This is a genomic window from Paenibacillus pini JCM 16418, assembly GCF_000576305.1.
In the GTDB taxonomy this organism is placed as follows: Bacteria; Bacillota; Bacilli; order Paenibacillales; family Paenibacillaceae; genus Paenibacillus_AQ; species Paenibacillus_AQ pini.
In genome coordinates this window covers 33,512-50,915 of record NZ_BAVZ01000015.1, presented here as the reverse complement: position 1 = coordinate 50,915, position 17,404 = coordinate 33,512, and the positions used below count along the sequence as shown (strand labels likewise).

The following is a 17,404-nucleotide window of genomic DNA, read 5'->3' as shown; positions in this document are numbered from 1 at the left end:
AAAAAAAGGCAGCGACCTTCTTACCCATGTTCGCGCTGCAAGGTATATTGAACCGCGTATCTCTACGCGGTCTTTAGTAGATGAAATGATGGCCACCTCTGCCCATGGCAGTTGAAGAATTTTAGGCTACGTCGTACCCTTGATCCTCGATAGCGGCTTTGATAGCATCCAGGCTGACTTTATTTTCATCATAATCCACAGTAACCGTTTTGGTTGGCAGATCTACCTTACCGTTTGCACCCGCTTCTTTAACAGCGCCCTCTACAGCGTTTACACAATGTCCGCAAGACATTCCATTCACATTTAGTTTTACGTTCTTCATCTAATATTCCTCCTTTTATTGTACAATCCTGCTATGCAGCCTATTATTTCATTAATTTCTTAACCGTAACCAGAAGCTCGTCAATCACAGCGTGATCTCCTGACTCAATTCGCTCCACCACACAGCTCTTCATATGCCCTTCAAGTAGTAGCTTACCCACGCTATTCAAAGCAGACTGTACAGCTGCAATCTGGTTTAATACATCATCACAATACGTATCTTTCTCAATAAGACCCTTCACTCCACGGATCTGACCTTCTATACGGTTCAACCTAGTGATCAAGTTATTCTTGGTTTGTGCCGAATGATGGCTATGTCTTTCACTGCAGCCCGGACCACAGGTCTCATCTTGTTCAGGAAGTAAATCAGTTGTCTCATTGAATGCATCTTTATCTGGATTCGCAGCGGACATTTCCATACCCCCTTCATGAACTTTAAGTCTTTATAAATCAATTATACTATACCCCCGGTGGGTATTCAATGGGTTTTTATAATAAAAAAATTCAAATTTATTCAGCCTTAGGTTTCACATATGCTTAAGGAACTCTAGGGAATATAACCCCATAACTAAAGAGGATACCCTGAATGGGTATCCTCATTTTCATATTCATCAATTATAAATAACAAATATATGGGCTGGCCAACATGTCCATGTCATTTCACAAAGCTAGGCATATTACTCGCCAGCGTTAATTTCGTGTGAAGTTTGGTGAAGCTCTTTAATCATTTGATTCAGAAACAAATTTTCTTGACGGCTGATTCCATACTGATTGTCTTGAATAAGCATTTGTTGAATGTTTCGTTTTAACAATTCACTACGACGTTCCAATATTGCCTGACTCATAAAATTAATCACTCCTGGTTAGTTTTTATCTTGCCGGGAAGTTCTCTATTATTATAAGCCTTTATGAAAATGATTGAAAACGTGCTGAAAAAGCCGTTACTCGCTCTGAACGCGCTCACATCGCTTCAGCTGAGCTGACCTATGAAGTTTGGAAATATCCTCACATATCCTCCAAAATACCACCCAACTCAGCTCAAACCCACCATATACTTGAACGTCTCACGCTAAATATTTTCAATAATAATACCTTTTGCACTTAAATTATCCAGACATTCTTGTAAATATTGCTCTTGATGCTCAGGATATACATCTACATCCAGCAGTTCAGCTAAAATTTCCTCAGGCCATGCAGCGCATAATTTTCCTCGGTACAAAGGATTTCCCCACAGTTCGTCCACGTTATAATTTCGTTGTTTCATCTCTATCATAATAAGATTATGATACCTGAACAGCATCATCGGGCTATATTCAAACACATAATTAACCGTTGCATGTCTTTTCCCCCAGCCATTTCCTCGCAGCGCGCAGCATTCCCGGTGCTGACCCAGTAGCTGAGGACGAGGAATCTTAGGGATAAGTGCTTCATGCCATAATCGCATGCTTCCACCCACCTTGTTTTAGTTTTCGTCACATCATTGATTCGATATAGCCATACGGGTCATTTTCTTATGGGCATAATAACCTTAAGATTATTGTAGTACTTTTTTAATACTCATTCCAAATCGAAGTATGTATAAGGAGTGAACTAAAATACAGCATCATCACATTGAGGTGGATATGTACTAATGGTTCGATATACGAAAATGCTATGCATCATCATGCTTTTTGTGTGTCTAGGTTTGCTGACGCAACCAGCAGTTACTTCAGCACACGCATCGCTTATTCAGTCTACACCAGCAGAGAACGCCGTACTAAATGAACCGCCCACTAAAATTTCTTTGAAATTTAATGAGTCCATTCAGCCAGCTTTCCACTCCATAAAGGTGAAAAATTCTTCTGGAGAACAAATTAATCAAGGTGAGAGTTATACGGTTCCAGGCAAAGACTCTGAACTTGAGGTCAAATTAGAGCCTAATTTACCGCAGGGCATCTACACCATTCAGTGGAAAGCTGTATCCGGTGATGGACATCCAATCGAAGGAACATTTGCCTTTCAGTTGGGCACGCAAGCTGGAAATGGAGGTTCAGCTGAAACGACTCCAACTTCAAATACAACTAATGATATGCCTGGTGTCGATCTCATTATCATCCGTTGGCTACTATACATGAGCCTTGCCATGGTAGCAGGAATTTTATGCTTTTATCTGTATATGCTTCCTTCTAGTACGGAAAAAGAGCCCCTACTTCAATTACCTTCACGAAGTCGCTTCCTATTATGGTCTGCCTATGGCGGGGTTGTACTTAGTCTATTACTCAGCCTGCCACAACAAATAACGATCGATGCAGGTGTTCGTTGGACCGAAGTATGGAACGCTGAACTATTTAGCAAAATGCTCCGTGTAACGAGCTTCGGACATATCTGGCTCGTGCAAATCATTCTTATGCTACTGCTAGGTACCATGCTCTATGCTGCGGCAAATATGACTCGTAAAAAGGATGTAAAGCTTGTCTTTACACTAGCGCTGGCTTTATCACTTGGCATGTTGTTCTGCAAAGCCTTAATTGGACACCCAGCCGTTACAGAACCCAAAGCTATCTCTATTCCGATGGACTTTATTCATTTAGCCGCTGCGTCCATCTGGATTGGCGCATTACTGTCCATAGCCGCCCTCTTACCAGGGGAGGCTTCGCTGCCAACTGAACCTAACGCACGTAAACAGGTATATTTCAAAGTGATTCAACGCTTTTCCTATTGGGGAACAGCATTGGTATCCTTCATTCTAATCAGTGGTATATATGGAAGTTTGAAATACATTCCAACTTGGTATTCACTGACGCATACTTCATATGGTGTAGTACTGCTACTGAAAGGCTTACTCCTGCTTATCATGATTGGCTTCGCAGCCTTCAACATGCTCCGCGGTAAACGGGGCACGGGCACGCTTGGCGCCTCTATCTGGATTGAGCTTTCAGCTGGAGTGATTACGCTCGTGCTTGCAGCAGTTCTAACGAATCTGCCACCCGCAGCCACTTCACCGGGTCCAATTAACATGGAGCATACTCTAAGCAACAAGAGCGTTATCTCACTCCATATCAGTCCTAACCAAACCGGTGATAATATGTTTGAGATACAAGTGAAAGACTCTGCTGGGAACAGCGTTAAAGATATCGAACAGATCAAGTTAACCTTAAGCTCATTAGATATGGATATGGGCAACTATGACATTACGATTCCCGGAAGCAGCTCGGCCACATCTTACCAAGCTAAGGATTTAATAAGTATGGCTGGACGCTGGAATGTCAGTGTTCATGTACTCACTTCTTCGTTAGAAGCACTAGACACCAACTTTATCATTACTGTCGGTAGTCCATAATTCAAAATAATAAACATGATTTGAAAGGGGATTTACGAATGAATAACAAAAGCTCGAAATTGTTCACCTCTAGACTGTTTACCAGTCTTGCTACACTCACCGCAGGTGTTCTCATCTTCTCAGGCATAGCCAGCGCCCATGTCAGCGTTAAACCGACAACTTCAGCTACCGGTGCATGGGAAACATACACGATTAAAATTCCATCTGAGAAAGAAACTCCTACGACAAAGGTAACGCTAAAAGTTCCTGCTGGGGTTAACTTTAAACAGTATCAGCCCGTTCCAGAATGGAAGGTTACTACGGATAAGAATGCAGATGGCTCCGTTAAATCCGTAACTTGGAGTGCTACAGGATCAGGAATAAACGCCGGTGAGTTCCAGCAGTTTAACTTTGTAGCACAGAACCCCGACAAAGACACTGACGCGGCTTGGGATGCATATCAGTACTACGAAGACGGTAGTATCGTAGAGTGGACAGGTGACGAGGGTTCAGACTCTCCGCATGCCATTACCAAAATTAGTGCTGCACCAGCTACGGATCAACCCGCTTCGGATCAAGGACATACACAAGGAAATGCACCTACAAATACAGGAACTACTGAACAAGGCAGCTCAGACGCAGCCTCTAGCACATCTAACGGACTTCAGACTACGACACTAGTTGTATCTATTGTCGCGTTACTCTTATCTGTAATTACCCTTGCCCTCAGCCTGCGTAGAAGAAAATAAATAGCTGAACGATATATCACCATCATACACAAAACGGCCAATCCTTAAGGATTGGCCGTTTCTTATCGCGCTTTATTCAAATGAAGTCAAATTAGTTCTATACATCTTAATCAATTTGAACGCCTTTCTTAATTGCCTTAAGATCACCGTTAGAATTGTTTAGTATGGGAAGCATCTTCATATCTCTAACCATTGGGGAGTTACACAACCGACAGGTTGGCTCATGCTCAAACGCAAAATTATCACGCATCCATCCCTTGCAGTCCTCTTTCGTGCAGGACCAGATCGGAGTATTCTCCTCTGGAATTTCCTCTAACGACTTTTTGCGATAGTTCACGCTCAGTCCCCCTAATATTGAAGTATAAAGCTAGCTAAAACTAATATAGACGGATACCCCACATACTTACTGTATCGGGCGTCCGCTGAAATAAAATCATACTAATATGATAGCTCCATATGAAAAAACTACCCTTAACAAACATGTTAAGGGTAGTGCTTGTTGGTATTACAGTTTTACAACGTTCTCAGCTTGTGGTCCACGGTTTCCTTCAACAACGTTGAATTGAACGCGTTGGCCTTCATCCAAAGTTTTGAAGCCGTCGCCAGTGATAGCGCTGAAATGTACGAATACGTCACTTCCGCCTTCTACTTCAATAAAACCGAAACCTTTGTCTGCGTTAAACCATTTAACTGTACCTGTTTGCATTTGATGTACCTCCACAAAATTAGTTTAATATGATCATTTTTTACATAAATCTAAAAAAAATTCACACATTGAAAAAAGTTTCATCGTAGTAAACATGAACCCCTTTTCAATATGTGAATTGGTTCCAAATTTATCAACTGCCCTTATCTTAACATATGGTTTCTCAATATGCAAGCCAGTGGGTAAAAAAAGACCCTGTATTATTTCAATACCTTGTACCCTCATAGCGAAAAGGTTGATGCAGCGCGGTTTACATCATATAACAACAAATAATCAAAACTTAAACGTCTCATCTTCACATCGTACAGACTGTGAAAATCAAACTGCGAAAAGGTCGATTTTAAGGGTAGCAACTACATGAATAAGCATCTCTCCTTCCAGACATATCGGTTTGATTGGTCATGGGAAAGGGAATCATTTACTTGTATAATTAGAGTAACCTTTTGAAGACACAAGGAGTTGGATGATTTCTTATGATCCGTATCTTAATTGCAGATGATGATCCGAATATTCGTGAGTTATTAAGACATTACCTTCAAAGTGAAGGATATGAAGTATTTGAAGCTGCTGACGGAGTAGAAGCCTCCGCTTGCCTTATCCAAGAACAGATTCATTTGGCTGTCGTCGATGTCATGATGCCTAATAAAGATGGGATACAACTATGTCAGGAAATCAGGACATATTATGACTTCCCCGTCATTCTTTTGACAGCTAAGGATCAATTAGTAGATAAGGAGAAAGGGTATTCTGTCGGTACCGATGATTATGTGACCAAGCCTTTCGAGCCTAAGGAGCTCTTGTTTCGGATTAAAGCACTGCTCAGACGGTATCAGATGGTGAATGCACAGACGATTAAGCTGAACAATACCATCATTGACGTTAAGAGCTATGTCGTCCACAGCGGTGATCAGATGCTTATGCTGCCCACAAGAGAATTCGAACTGCTCGCACAGCTTGCCAGCTTTCCAGACCGGGTCTACACCCGTGAAGAATTAATTCAGAATGTCTGGGGCGCGGACTTTAGCGGTGATGACAGAACGGTGGATGTTCATATTAAGCGACTGCGGGAACATTTTACGCATTCCGAAGCCGATTTTAGCATTAAAACGGTTCGCGGAGTTGGCTATAAATTGGAGGTCACCAAAAAGTGAAATCCCTTTATTTACGTATCTGTGTGACCACGGTCGCCGTGATGATATTCAGCAGTTTTCTGGCATTTATTTTATCCAATGTGTATTACCAGCATAAGTTAAAACCGGTTAATGACCAGAAAATCACCCGCATGGCAGAGAACATTAAACACTTTTATGAAACGTACCCCAAAGCCGAGATGGAAGATTATTTGAACAATATTGGTGAGCTAGGTTATCAAATTTATGTGGTTGGACAAGACACACCGGGGAAATACTATGGAGGCGAATTTCGTCAAAAGGATATCTCGCGGAAGGTTGTGCAGGATGTCTTGCAGGGGAACACCTATCATGGCATCGCCAATTTCGCATCCACAGCTTTTATAACCGGATTCTTCGACAATTCACTCGTGAATACCATTGGTGTGGCTATTCAGTCGGATGGAAGTACTTATGCAATGTTTGTGCGACCTAATGTCGATGTACAGCTTGGAGAATTACATATGTTCCTGGCAGTTCTTGTCGTTCTCATCATTGTGATCAGTATTTTATTTGTCATCATAAGCACCCGTTATATTGTTAATCCGATCACGAAGCTGACCGAAGCGACGCAGTTAATTACGCAGGGAACCTACCATCTTCAATTAAACGTCAAGCGGCGTGATGAGATTGGCAGGTTGGCTGATCACTTCTCTCGCATGGCTAAAAGTATTGAGCAATTGGAGGAAATGCGGCAGGAGTTCGTATCTAATGTATCTCATGAGATCCAGTCGCCGCTAGCTTCCATTCAAGGGTTCTCTCAGACACTACAAACGCAGAATGTACCTGAAGCACAGCGCATGCATTATTTATCGGTAATTGAAGGAGAAGCCCGCCGCATGTCCCAAATGAGTAAGCAGCTGTTAATGATGGCCTCCCTCGATAAAGAGGAGAATGTACTAGAGAAAAGTACATTTGATGTTGCAGATCAGTTAAAACAGGTGTTATCCATGACCGAGTGGAGCTGGCGTGAAAAGGATCTTGTGATTGAGATGAATCTACCACAGGTGTATATTCACGCCGATCAGAAGCTGATCCATCAGGTGTGGACGAATTTGATCACCAATAGTATTAAATTCACTCCCATCGGCGGCACCATATCCATCAAGCTTAAGCAGAATGAGCAAGAATGCCACGTGGACATTAGGGATACGGGAGCAGGTATATCTGCTGAAGATTTACCGCGTATCTTCAATCGCTTCTATAAGGCAGACAAGGCACGCAGCCGTAAAGAAGGCGAGACGGGAAGCGGACTGGGATTAGCCATTACGCATAAAATTATTACGATGCATGGTGGGCATATTGACGTTATTAGTCAACCTAGTGAAGGTACGGTCTTTCAGATCCGATTACCTTTGGACTAATGTTTCTCTATCTGGTAGCTAATAGCGAGGAACCTGATTCCGAAGATTCGCATCGTATGATTGGCTGTGATGTTGCCATCCCCCGACTCTTGAATTAGAAACATCTCCGTAAGAGGTAAACGGCTTGTCATCCACCTCGTATGGAGGTATATACCTTCGTCCCCTCTTCGTGTGTGCCGTGTGACACTTGACAGGACAAGATCTGAACCAGCATTACTAGGCTTAAGTATACCCGTCATATTCGCATGGGGAAGCGGAAGCGCAATATTCATGTACGTTTCTCCTGCGTATTGATGCGTAGAATATAGCGCCACAAAAATGGCCTCATCTTGCTCATTTAATCTTATCCATGCCCTCACTCGCTTCCTTCCGTCATCATCCGATTTCACAGCAATAATGCTGCCTCTCATCGTTTGCCAACCTGGAGTTATGCCTAAATGAAGCTGCTGCATATGGCCGCTTATTTTGTCGTATATACCTGCGAACGGCTTGAACCATCCCGCCCACCGAATGTTGGCCTTCATACTGTACTGATCTGTATGCTCATAAAAATCTCGGATAATTTTGGACAACTGCTCTGCCTCAAACGTAGGTGAATCGAGCTCAGCCATATCATCTATAAGGCCATCATACCTTCGTTCCTCCACTAAGTTCTTACTCTGTAAAAAGCACTCCCTACGACGGCATCACCGACGATTCGACTCATAGGTAAACCATAAGAAATAGTGACAGGCGCGGTTGATTCGATCAACCAACCTACCAAAGCAGGCAACACAACCCCTAATGCATTCACTACCCCATGAATCCAAATCATTTGATTAATGGAAAGCGTGAGCGTTGAGGACACTCTTCCATACGCATAGATTAGAGAAAATGTAAGCGTACAGAGCAGCACAATGGCTGAGAAGGAAACAAGCATTTTTGCTATCTTTCTCGTAAAGGGAACGGTCAGTACTAAGAACCCATACACGAAGAAAGCTAATAAATAAGCAAGCACAGCTATAAACTCAATAACGGTTGAATACGCGATTCCTAACGCTATGAGTAAAGGCGATAACATAATGGATAGCGCAACGAAAGAATATAGCTTGCGATACCTCAGAGCTTTTCTGCCTAGAAATCCTGTAATTGCGGGAATAATTAGCGCAGAGTAGTGAAAGTGAATAGCGGTTAGTAAGATTAATTGATAGGAGAAATTCATGATTGGAATATGCGCTGCCGCAGCAAAGAACCAAAAACCACCTAAAAACAAATATATGAAACTACTATCAATTGCGGACTCTGCGAGCGGTTTCCATCCTCTTTCGATCAATCTACTACTTCCGTACACGGCCACAAGACCTGTAAAGAGAAGCCAAACCACAGCAAACACGTAGACATCCGTAATAAAAGTCAAGGCTGCACAAAATGCAGCGATTGGATACAGCACATCGATGCATTTTGCGAGCCTCAGCTTAGAACCATCTCTTTTTCTTTTATCCACGAGGAGCATTAGCATCGGCGTGAATATAAGAATAGATAGCAAAATCAATGCCTCTAACACTTGTAATTTTGTATTTTCCAAACTAATAAATGCTACAAATAACAAGATGCCTATAACGATATTACGTTTCATACTTGATCACCTTCAATTTCTCTAAACGAACCCTTGTACTCAAACAGCGTCCCCACTAAGGAGTTATAAACATGTACTCGAATGCGAAATTCATCTGTCTGGTCATCATACGATTCAATAATATACGCTTTGCCATGCAAAAATGTTGGGAGTGGAACACGCAGTCCCATCAGCGGAAGCCACTGTTTCTTAGATGCAATATGCATCGCTCCCTCGTCATCTACATGGAAGGAAAGAGTCGATCCTAGTAGGGACGGCCGTCCAAACAAATCGATAATTTCCTGTTCATGATCATCCAGCATCATGATTGCATCAAAGAAACGTTGTTTGACTCCAAAATGAAATGTACGATCCCAATGCACAACCTCTCTGCCTGTACGATCCAACGTGACTCGGTTACGAATGGTAAACGGGATATCCCTCCCTCTTTCTGAAAAGAATATCCTAAATTTCACTCCTAATTTGAGCAGCCAACGGACAGGCTTTGATCCTCCAGACACTTCCTCCATCATGCCCTCAGCTCTAAATTCTCGGGTTCTATCAAGTTGATAACGCGTCTGCAGCTTCGGATGCAGGCGATTAAATTCGTCGCCAAGCAACCGCTCATATATGGATGACATCCTTCTACACCTCTTTACGTCTGCGGCAGTTACGTGCCCTAGGTAGATGCTTGCTATTGATATAACCTACCCAAGAGACAATGATCAACATGACATTTAGAGTAACGGGATTAAATGGCGAAACGAAGCTTGATAGATTAGCCATTCCTGCTGAAATCGTTAGTCCGATTACGATGATCATATGAAACAGAAACCATTTTCGCTTAGAAAAAGGTAACAGCCAAATCACACCAAATACCATTTCCAGAATACCGACGATTCGAATCATGAGCTTTCCGTCTCCAGGAACAGGTGCCATTGAAGACAGCATACTTATTTCCTCCGGATGCGCTGTAATCAATTTAGGAACCAACCCTTGATAGATCCATACGAAAGCGATCAGACAACAGATGATCCAGTAGGTCATTGTTCGCTGTAGAAGCAGCCTGGGATGATACCCTTTCTCCAGCCATATTTTCAAAGCATCAAAACTCCATGCCGTTGCCCAGCCCAACATAGGTCGAAATAGATACGTGTCCATCCATTCACCAAGTTTGCCAAAGCTTGTTTCGTAATGATACAACGTTTCAAACCCTATATGATCGCCTTCAGGCGTGTATTTCCAATAACCTCGTCCGCTGCGTATTAAAGATAATGGATGATGGGTCCAAAATTTGAGTGAAGATATCCGGTCGCCCGATTCTTTCTCGATTTGACCGATACTTTCCCCTTCTCCGCTAATTTCAAGACCCATTCCAATTTTCGTTGTATATAGAAAGCGCTGGGGCTCTTCATCCTCTCGTTCCAAATACGATATTTCAGTAAATCTGACATCCCATGCTGTATGTAAGTCAGGGTTTTGAGTGTGTTCCCATAATTCCTCTATTGAGGTATGGATGTCGGTTTGAACATAAATTGGTTGCTGCTTTTTCATTGCACTACACCTCATCTCTTCCTCTACCTTATTTCTCGGTTTATTGTGAAAAACCTGCAAAATCAACAATATTTGATATTTTAATGTTCCATATATGTACTAAAATACTACAATTATTTCTAATAAAAATTCTTTTCTGACAAGTGAATCATTTCGCTGATTTGAATCGTGTTAAGATTGTTAGATGCAGCATGTATCTATTCTAAAAGGGGGTCATATCTGATTGAAAGCAGACAACGATTATGAAGTATATGTAACGACAATCGTGGAGAAATATTCAGATATGATCATGCGTATCGCTTTTACATATCTCAAGCAGCATTCGGACGCGCAGGATGTATGTCAGGACGTTTTCGTGAAATTTTTCAAACATGCCAAAATCTTCGAAGATGCTGAACATGAGAAAGCTTGGATCATCCGGATCACTATCAATACATGCAAAGACATACTGAGAAGCTTTTGGAAAAAGAGGTTCACGCCTGTCGAGCAAGTTATTCAGCCCATTACCGATCCGCAGGATCATGAAATTGTATCTATGGTTCTGGAGCTTCCCAAGAAATATCGCATCGTGATGTATTTGTATTAATTTGAAGATTACAGCACATCTGAAATTGCCACTCTTCTACATCGGAAGGAAAATACGGTACGTATCAGCTTCAGCGAGCTAGAGAAATACTCCGAAACCAAGCACATGGAGGTGCTCAAATTGAAGGATAACTATATCCATGGCATGCGTGAAATCAAAGCGGACTCTTCACTTAAAAATGCGATTATCCAACATTCGCTGCGTAGTCGTCACGCGCAACATAGCCGCCCCCATCCTCTATTCAAATTAGGAATTGCCGTGATTTCTCTAGTTTGTGCGCTCACTTTGATCCTGCTTGCCGTGCCTGATGTATCTGTACAAAAACATGTGATCTCTGGTGGGAGCTCTCCGTTTGGACGTTTAGCCATAACTGCATATGCATCCAATGGAACGGCCATAGACGTTGAAGCAAATGTCGAGTTCCCCTTGGGAACATACCAATTGGTGATGAGTAGTGTGCCGGGTTTTCCGATCCGGATTTCTGCGCAAGGTGCCGATCAGATCTCGCTACATACAAGTGATGGCGAATTCATTTTATGGTCACCCACCGCTCCTAAAGTGATCTATAAAGGACAGAACATTCAGATTGAACCTGGCAAAACACTTTACTGGACTCCTCTTATAGGTAAAGCTAAATCTGAAATTTCGGAACATGCACGCATTGAAGTGACGACCCATAACCATGATCAATCTATTCAACAAGATATCATTGAAATTAAACGTGACGACCAATATCGATATACAGGTAAATGGTTGAACTCCTCTCTGAATAAATAGCAAAGCACAGATCCCGCAAGGGACCTGTGCTTTTTTGGAACCACATTTATATTTTATATTGTAGCCGAGCTAAACACCTTAATCTTAATCATAATGAGTATGAACGCTAACAGAGCAAACCCAATCCCACTCCAAATGAGCTCATGTACCCCCCACTGGGTGATAAACCAGCCCCCCACGGAAGCCCCAATGGTAATACCTAGATTCGAAAATGACACGAATAAACTATTGCCAAACTCAGGAGCCTCCTTCGATTCAGTCGTAAGCCACGTCTGACTGACAATAAGCCCTCCAGAATGTACTAGACCCCATATCAATGTGATGATCAACATCGGAATGAATGAAGAGCCAAGAAAATAAACGAATAAGTAGCTTATGATGTATAGCAGAGGGAACAAAATGACGGTTTTTGTCATGTTTTTGTGTAATAAACTCCCAAACAAGAAATTTCCCACAATCATAATAAGACCGAATACCATAAGCATAATACTCACCCAAGAACTACTCATTTGTGTTTGTTTACCAAGATACTCGGCAAAGTAGCTGTACACCGAGAACATTGCGGCAAAGATACAGACAACAGCTGCTACATTCAACCACAACTGCGGCTTACGCAGAATACGCAACTGATTACCATAAGACATTTTATCCTTAACAGGCATGGAAGGAAGCCACATTAATATACCTAGGAAAGCAATCAAACTGATGACAGCTCCAAATAAAAAGGCGGCTTCTAGTGAGAAAGTATCAGCAAGATAAGAAGTTACGGGTACGCCTAAAGCAAATCCGACGGTTACTCCAGCAAACACTTGAGTTATCGCTTTACCGCTCTTCTCTGGCGGAACAAGCTTAGCTGCTGTAACTAAGGCTACGGAGAAAAAGACAGGATGAAAAATTGCAGGTACCATTCGGAAAATAAGCATCACATCGAATCGTGCTGTATACGCGTATACGAAATTAGATATCGCGAACATTACTACCGCCGTTAGTAGAATGAATTTACGATTCATACCTGATGCAAGCAAGGTCAAAAATGGGCCCGATATAGCGACGACTAGAGCGAAAATACTGACAAGCAAACCTGCTTGCGTAGCAGATATTTCAAATTTCTCGGTTACTTGAGGCAGTACCCCCACGATCCCCATTTCAGTGGTGATAATACCAAACACACCAATAGCTAAAATAATAATAAGTAGCGGATTCATTTTCTTCACGCTCATTCACTTCCCATTCCCAATTATAAATTTGTTCACATAATTCTATATATCTATATATGTAGATTTATATAATTAAAAAAAAGACCTCCCTTCCTGTTTTATAGTTGCTTCTGAATATACTCGGAGAATTCTTGAATGGTCTCCTCGTTCCGACGATAGAATGTCCATTTCCCCACACGCTCGGATTCAAGTAACCCTGATTTTTCCAATGTGGATAAATAACTAGAAATAACAGACTGGGCGAGCCCTGATTTAGTTTGGATATCGGCAACGCATACCCCGATTTGCAGCGTAAGACCTTCTTCCAGATGCTTAGTATCATCAAAATGATCTGCTGGATTTTTTAGCCATTCTACAATTTGACGCCTTGTCTCATTAGACAATGCCTTATAAATCAATAAAGGTTCCATAGGAATCATTATATCTATATTTATAGATTTGTAAATATAAAGCATGAATTCAAGGACGGTTTACTGCTGAAAGCCCCATCATGATTCCTATTGGAAAATAGGCGGAGTGGGTCTATGAACACTCAAATAGGGATGCGGAAAGCACCCTATTCATGGCCAAATATTTATCGCACTCATGTATAAACACCTCAAAATCTATTAAAGTAAAACCTACGAATAATCCACAAATTCAATGAACAAGGAGTTTTATTGTTAATAAAAATAAGCGAACATTTAGAATTATTATTATATTATTGTTCTTATTTATTAGAAATAATAATTAATATAAATGTCCATTTATAGTTATCCCAAATAGAATCCGAACATTATTTTTATTGGGATTTTTTTATGGATTATTTAAAAATAATTAAAATTTAATATATTAATATGTAATTCTTATTGAAAATTTAACATTTATTGTTTAAAATGAAAATCGTCACCAACTAGAAAGCGCATTCATTTATTTGATTTAAAGGGAGGAATGGAATTAACAAACTTAAAGGAATCGGGATTGATGTTGAGCCCATGCTGGGCAAAGACGACGCTGGCCGTGCTGAGCTAATGACTCCAACGAATCGCATAAATGTATTGAATTTATAATTTTAAAGGAGCGATTCAAAATGGATGTTAATCAACGTCAACCACATCGCAGTGAAATTATTGTCCCAGAGAATGCTGTATCCCGATTTCTTTTTGTTAGTACCCGTTCTGCATGGATTTGGCTTATTATACGACTTTATGTCGGATACGAATGGTTAACGGCCGGGTGGGGTAAAATTGGAGCAGATGCATGGACTGGAGAACATTCTGGAGCGGCTTTACAGGGATTCATCAAAGGTGCACTAGCTAAAACAGGTGGGGAGCATCCGGATGTTACCGGCTGGTACGCCTCTTTTCTTGAGAATACGATTCTCCCGAATGCAAAAGTATTTTCATGGATTGTTGCATATGGAGAATTTCTTGTTGGATTAGGATTAATTCTCGGTCTACTAACTGGTCTCGCCGCTTTCTTTGGTGGACTTATGAATGTCAGTTATCTATTTGCTGGATCTTTGAGTTCCAACCCACTCTTATTCATATTAGCCACATGGCTTGTCCTTGCTTGGAAGGTAGCTGGATTCTATGGGCTTGACTTTTGGGTCATCTCTAAATTAGGTACACCTTGGAGGTTCAGGTCGCAGAAAGAACAAGAAAAACCACTAGTTGAAAATGAAACTCACAGTGCTTAAACCTTCCCATTTATAATTCAGTAATGTCTGTATATAGAATGAACGGCTATCCATTAGGATAGCCGTCCTTGTATTCATTCGTATTATTTTGCGCTAGTATCATTTTTCTTTAGCATATCGAGCGTCTTCTGATCTGTCGTTAATGGGAACTCTTTATTATCTACAACGACTTTGCTAATTTTAGTCATGTCTATCCGTTTTCCGAGGTCTATCTTAACCAAACTGCTGTAAGGTTGCTGACTTGGAGCAATTGAATCATTGGTAGGATCATTCGTTTCTGTAGGCGGCTTCACATCGTTTCCTACTTCATCTTTCTTCGCAGGATCTACTGCATTCAAATCCTTAGTTGTTCCTGCTTCAGCCTTATCCTTCTCATCATCAGTTGTGCTAGATCCAACTCCGATTTCTGTACCATTCGTTACGGCTTGGCTCGCTTGTCCTGTCTGGCCTGCAGTTTCGGTATCTGGATTTTCAGAACCCGTGCCATCCCCGTTTGTGGTGCCATCCATATCTGCCTCTGTCCCTGACCCAGGCTCTGTACCTAAATCCGCTGAAATGGCGCACTTATGGTCAAGCTTAGGATATAGCACTTCAACCAATGCCGTACCATCTGCAGCCAACAGCTTAACTTGTTTTATCTTGTAAGAACTACAAGTTTCCGATTCTCTAAAATGAAATGATAACTGTGTTGTCTTACTCTTGTTCGTTCCTACCTTTTCTTGCGCCGCTGTAATAAGTGGCACCTCTGCAACATCTGGCTTCGGTGTTATCGGCGTGATTACCGGTGGCGGCGTTATTTCGTCAGAGGCTGTCTTACGATCTTCAAACACACCATTTGCCTGTAAAATTAGATATGTGCTACCTGCTACAAGGATAATAAGTAATACGATCGAACTTAACATGATCGGCTTACGGTTACGCCTAAATAACTTCACCATAGGTGACGCAAGTTCTGTTTTCGCTTTTGCATATACCGGTTTCAGCACTGCTGGAGCTCTGTCAAAATACGCTTTAACATACTCTTTATTCTTGAATGCTGTTGAATCATGTCTCTTCATATAATTCACGATCGCATTCGCATAAGCAGGAACAAGCCCTCTAGGCCGCACGAATAAAGGTTCTTTGACAGACCATTGAATATATTTATAGACCATATCCGGTTTCGGACCATAATGATGCAAAAACTCCAGGAGCCCCGTGTAATCTACCGCTCCTGTATCAATATCTGCGCAGAATGCGAGCGTAATTGCGCCAAAGCGTGAGGGCTCAACCTCATTTTGAAGCCATCTACGGCCTAACTGCTGCACTTGTTCTCGCTCCGCCGAATCAAGTCCATTAAAAATCTTCCCGTCTGTATCACTATTCATCCACTGATAGGCTGCCAACATTACGGCGGCTTTCGACTGAATTCGCTTATCAAAACGAGTTACCCATGACATGAATTCCTTCGGTACCCGCAGAAAGTCAATTTGTAGCAATTGCTCTTTCGTCAATCTGTCTAGATTGATTTCCATAAGTAAAAATAAGTTAGCCGCATAGATCAACCTGTCCATAAGCTTCGTCCCGCCAGGAGTTGAGCTGATACCGCTTTGCGGATTCTGTTCGATATGATCTAACTGATCCAATATGACATTGACTGAGCGCACCGGATCAGATTCTTTACGAAGCTTCTCCACCATCTGACTTTCGGCAAGCTTACTAAACAGGTCACTCTCAAGCACAATCGGATGATTGCGTGCCCACACACTTACGATATCAATGACGTCACGTGCTTTTGCAGCTTTTTTGAGCTGAAGTTCGAAATAAGGATCAAATAACATCGCTGGAAGTCCTGGACTACTGAGGACAGTTGCGAAGAAGGTACGACTCAGTGCAGCACTACTCTCTATCATGCCGTATACGGCGGGTACTAACGATTTGTTCTTATGAGAATAGGCATTATTCAATACACGAATTAGATATTCCACAATTTTACGTCCATGATTACGACCATCAATGGTGTAATAATCTTTCATGCATTCCACAATGTCAGCTTCAGGTAGTTCCCCCTGCTTGACCTTATCGAATTCACGATCGAAATGGGCGAGGAACAGTTCATTTAAGCGTACTTTGGAAGCAATTGCACCCGGAGTTGATAGATATTCGAGCATTGCTCGCAATACTGCGCTTGCATGTGCCTCATAAAGCTGTTCATTTCCCTCCTCAATCTGAAAAAGAACGCATAGCTCATGGTAGGAGGTAATCGACATTTTACGGAGAGGCTCCATGTCATACAGCAGTTGATCTGCAAATTCGAAAAAACGCCCTGCACGCTGAGGGTTGCTAAGATTATTCCATGCAAAATCAAGATATGGCTGCTTAGACCAGTCCAAATCGACGTTAATGACGCGC

At 41.8% G+C, this 17,404-nt stretch carries 18 protein-coding genes and 1 pseudogene; 7 read left to right on the top strand and 12 right to left on the bottom strand.

Annotated features, from left to right (window positions below; translation table 11 throughout):
• Window positions 1–121 precede the first annotated feature (121 nt).
• The 4 genes from JCM16418_RS17890 to JCM16418_RS17880 all read right to left on the bottom strand — a co-directional run bounded on the left by JCM16418_RS17890 (window position 122) and on the right by JCM16418_RS17880 (window position 1,765).
• On the bottom strand, window positions 122–322 hold the full coding sequence (locus JCM16418_RS17890; protein WP_036651726.1) for a copper ion binding protein: 201 nt from the start codon (window positions 320–322) through the stop codon (window positions 122–124).
• Between the two features lie 43 nt (window positions 323–365).
• A complete protein-coding gene (locus tag JCM16418_RS17885) occupies window positions 366–734 on the bottom strand; it encodes a metal-sensitive transcriptional regulator (protein WP_052020493.1) in 369 nt (122 codons plus the stop codon).
• Window positions 735–998: 264 nt separating this feature from the next.
• Complete coding sequence (locus JCM16418_RS25335) at window positions 999–1,166, bottom strand: hypothetical protein (RefSeq protein ID WP_162832482.1); 168 nt, start codon at window positions 1,164–1,166, stop codon at window positions 999–1,001.
• A 224-nt stretch (window positions 1,167–1,390) separates the two neighbouring features.
• Window positions 1,391–1,765 carry a TIGR02328 family protein gene (locus JCM16418_RS17880; RefSeq protein ID WP_036651723.1) on the bottom strand — a complete coding sequence of 125 codons (375 nt, stop codon included), beginning with the start codon at window positions 1,763–1,765 and terminating at the stop codon, window positions 1,391–1,393.
• A gap of 186 nt (window positions 1,766–1,951) precedes the next feature.
• Between JCM16418_RS17880 and JCM16418_RS17875 the strand changes: the two genes are divergently transcribed.
• Both JCM16418_RS17875 and JCM16418_RS17870 read left to right on the top strand, forming a co-directional pair.
• Window positions 1,952–3,640 carry a copper resistance CopC/CopD family protein gene (locus JCM16418_RS17875; protein WP_036651720.1) on the top strand — a complete coding sequence of 563 codons (1,689 nt, stop codon included), beginning with the start codon at window positions 1,952–1,954 and terminating at the stop codon, window positions 3,638–3,640.
• A gap of 38 nt (window positions 3,641–3,678) precedes the next feature.
• On the top strand, window positions 3,679–4,368 hold the full coding sequence (locus JCM16418_RS17870; RefSeq protein WP_036651717.1) for a YcnI family copper-binding membrane protein: 690 nt from the start codon (window positions 3,679–3,681) through the stop codon (window positions 4,366–4,368).
• 106 nt (window positions 4,369–4,474) lie between these two features.
• Here JCM16418_RS17870 and JCM16418_RS17865 read toward each other — a convergent pair whose 3' ends face one another.
• A complete protein-coding gene (locus JCM16418_RS17865) occupies window positions 4,475–4,705 on the bottom strand; it encodes a cold-shock protein (RefSeq protein WP_036651715.1) in 231 nt (76 codons plus the stop codon).
• 168 nt (window positions 4,706–4,873) lie between these two features.
• On the bottom strand, window positions 4,874–5,074 hold the full coding sequence (locus JCM16418_RS17860) for a cold-shock protein (RefSeq protein WP_036651712.1): 201 nt from the start codon (window positions 5,072–5,074) through the stop codon (window positions 4,874–4,876).
• Window positions 5,075–5,547: 473 nt separating this feature from the next.
• Here JCM16418_RS17860 and JCM16418_RS17855 point away from each other — a divergent pair, with 473 nt between their 5' ends.
• Both JCM16418_RS17855 and JCM16418_RS17850 read left to right on the top strand, forming a co-directional pair.
• On the top strand, window positions 5,548–6,225 hold the full coding sequence (locus JCM16418_RS17855) for a response regulator transcription factor (RefSeq protein ID WP_036651709.1): 678 nt from the start codon (window positions 5,548–5,550) through the stop codon (window positions 6,223–6,225).
• Complete coding sequence (locus JCM16418_RS17850; RefSeq protein ID WP_036651708.1) at window positions 6,222–7,607, top strand: ATP-binding protein; 1,386 nt, start codon at window positions 6,222–6,224, stop codon at window positions 7,605–7,607. Before JCM16418_RS17855 ends, JCM16418_RS17850 begins: the two co-directional genes overlap by 4 nt.
• Here the strand turns inward: JCM16418_RS17850 and JCM16418_RS17845 are convergent.
• The 3 genes and pseudogenes from JCM16418_RS17845 to JCM16418_RS17835 form a co-directional block, all read right to left on the bottom strand.
• A pseudogene (locus JCM16418_RS17845) lies at window positions 7,604–9,222 on the bottom strand (YndJ family protein). The gene JCM16418_RS17850 and the pseudogene JCM16418_RS17845 overlap by 4 nt on opposite strands.
• Window positions 9,219–9,842: a DUF4166 domain-containing protein gene (locus JCM16418_RS17840; RefSeq protein ID WP_036651705.1), complete on the bottom strand. Its 624-nt coding sequence runs from the start codon at window positions 9,840–9,842 to the stop codon at window positions 9,219–9,221. Before JCM16418_RS17840 ends, JCM16418_RS17845 begins: the two are co-directional and overlap by 4 nt.
• A 4-nt stretch (window positions 9,843–9,846) precedes the next feature.
• Entirely contained in the window at window positions 9,847–10,755 is a 909-nt protein-coding gene (locus tag JCM16418_RS17835; RefSeq protein WP_036651703.1) for a DoxX-like family protein, read from the bottom strand.
• 223 nt (window positions 10,756–10,978) lie between these two features.
• Between JCM16418_RS17835 and JCM16418_RS24765 the strand changes: the two genes are divergently transcribed.
• Both JCM16418_RS24765 and JCM16418_RS24760 read left to right on the top strand, forming a co-directional pair.
• On the top strand, window positions 10,979–11,341 hold the full coding sequence (locus JCM16418_RS24765; protein WP_052020492.1) for a sigma factor: 363 nt from the start codon (window positions 10,979–10,981) through the stop codon (window positions 11,339–11,341).
• Window positions 11,342–11,461: 120 nt separating this feature from the next.
• Complete coding sequence (locus tag JCM16418_RS24760; RefSeq protein ID WP_052020490.1) at window positions 11,462–12,118, top strand: hypothetical protein; 657 nt, start codon at window positions 11,462–11,464, stop codon at window positions 12,116–12,118.
• Between the two features lie 53 nt (window positions 12,119–12,171).
• Here the strand turns inward: JCM16418_RS24760 and JCM16418_RS17825 are convergent, their stop codons facing one another.
• Window positions 12,172–13,332 carry an MFS transporter gene (locus JCM16418_RS17825; protein ID WP_036651700.1) on the bottom strand — a complete coding sequence of 387 codons (1,161 nt, stop codon included), beginning with the start codon at window positions 13,330–13,332 and terminating at the stop codon, window positions 12,172–12,174.
• 101 nt (window positions 13,333–13,433) lie between these two features.
• The gene (locus JCM16418_RS17820; protein WP_036651811.1) at window positions 13,434–13,745 is read right to left on the bottom strand and encodes an ArsR/SmtB family transcription factor; all 312 of its coding nucleotides are present in this window, start codon (window positions 13,743–13,745) and stop codon (window positions 13,434–13,436) included.
• 659 nt (window positions 13,746–14,404) lie between these two features.
• On the opposite strand from JCM16418_RS17820, the gene JCM16418_RS17815 reads away from it, so the two are divergent.
• Window positions 14,405–15,013, top strand: a complete 609-nt coding sequence (locus JCM16418_RS17815) for a DoxX family membrane protein (protein WP_036651697.1) — start codon at window positions 14,405–14,407, stop codon at window positions 15,011–15,013.
• 83 nt (window positions 15,014–15,096) lie between these two features.
• On the opposite strand, the gene JCM16418_RS17810 is transcribed toward JCM16418_RS17815, so the two are convergent.
• The gene (locus JCM16418_RS17810; RefSeq protein ID WP_052020488.1) at window positions 15,097–17,385 is read right to left on the bottom strand and encodes a hypothetical protein; all 2,289 of its coding nucleotides are present in this window, start codon (window positions 17,383–17,385) and stop codon (window positions 15,097–15,099) included.
• Window positions 17,386–17,404 lie beyond the last annotated feature (19 nt).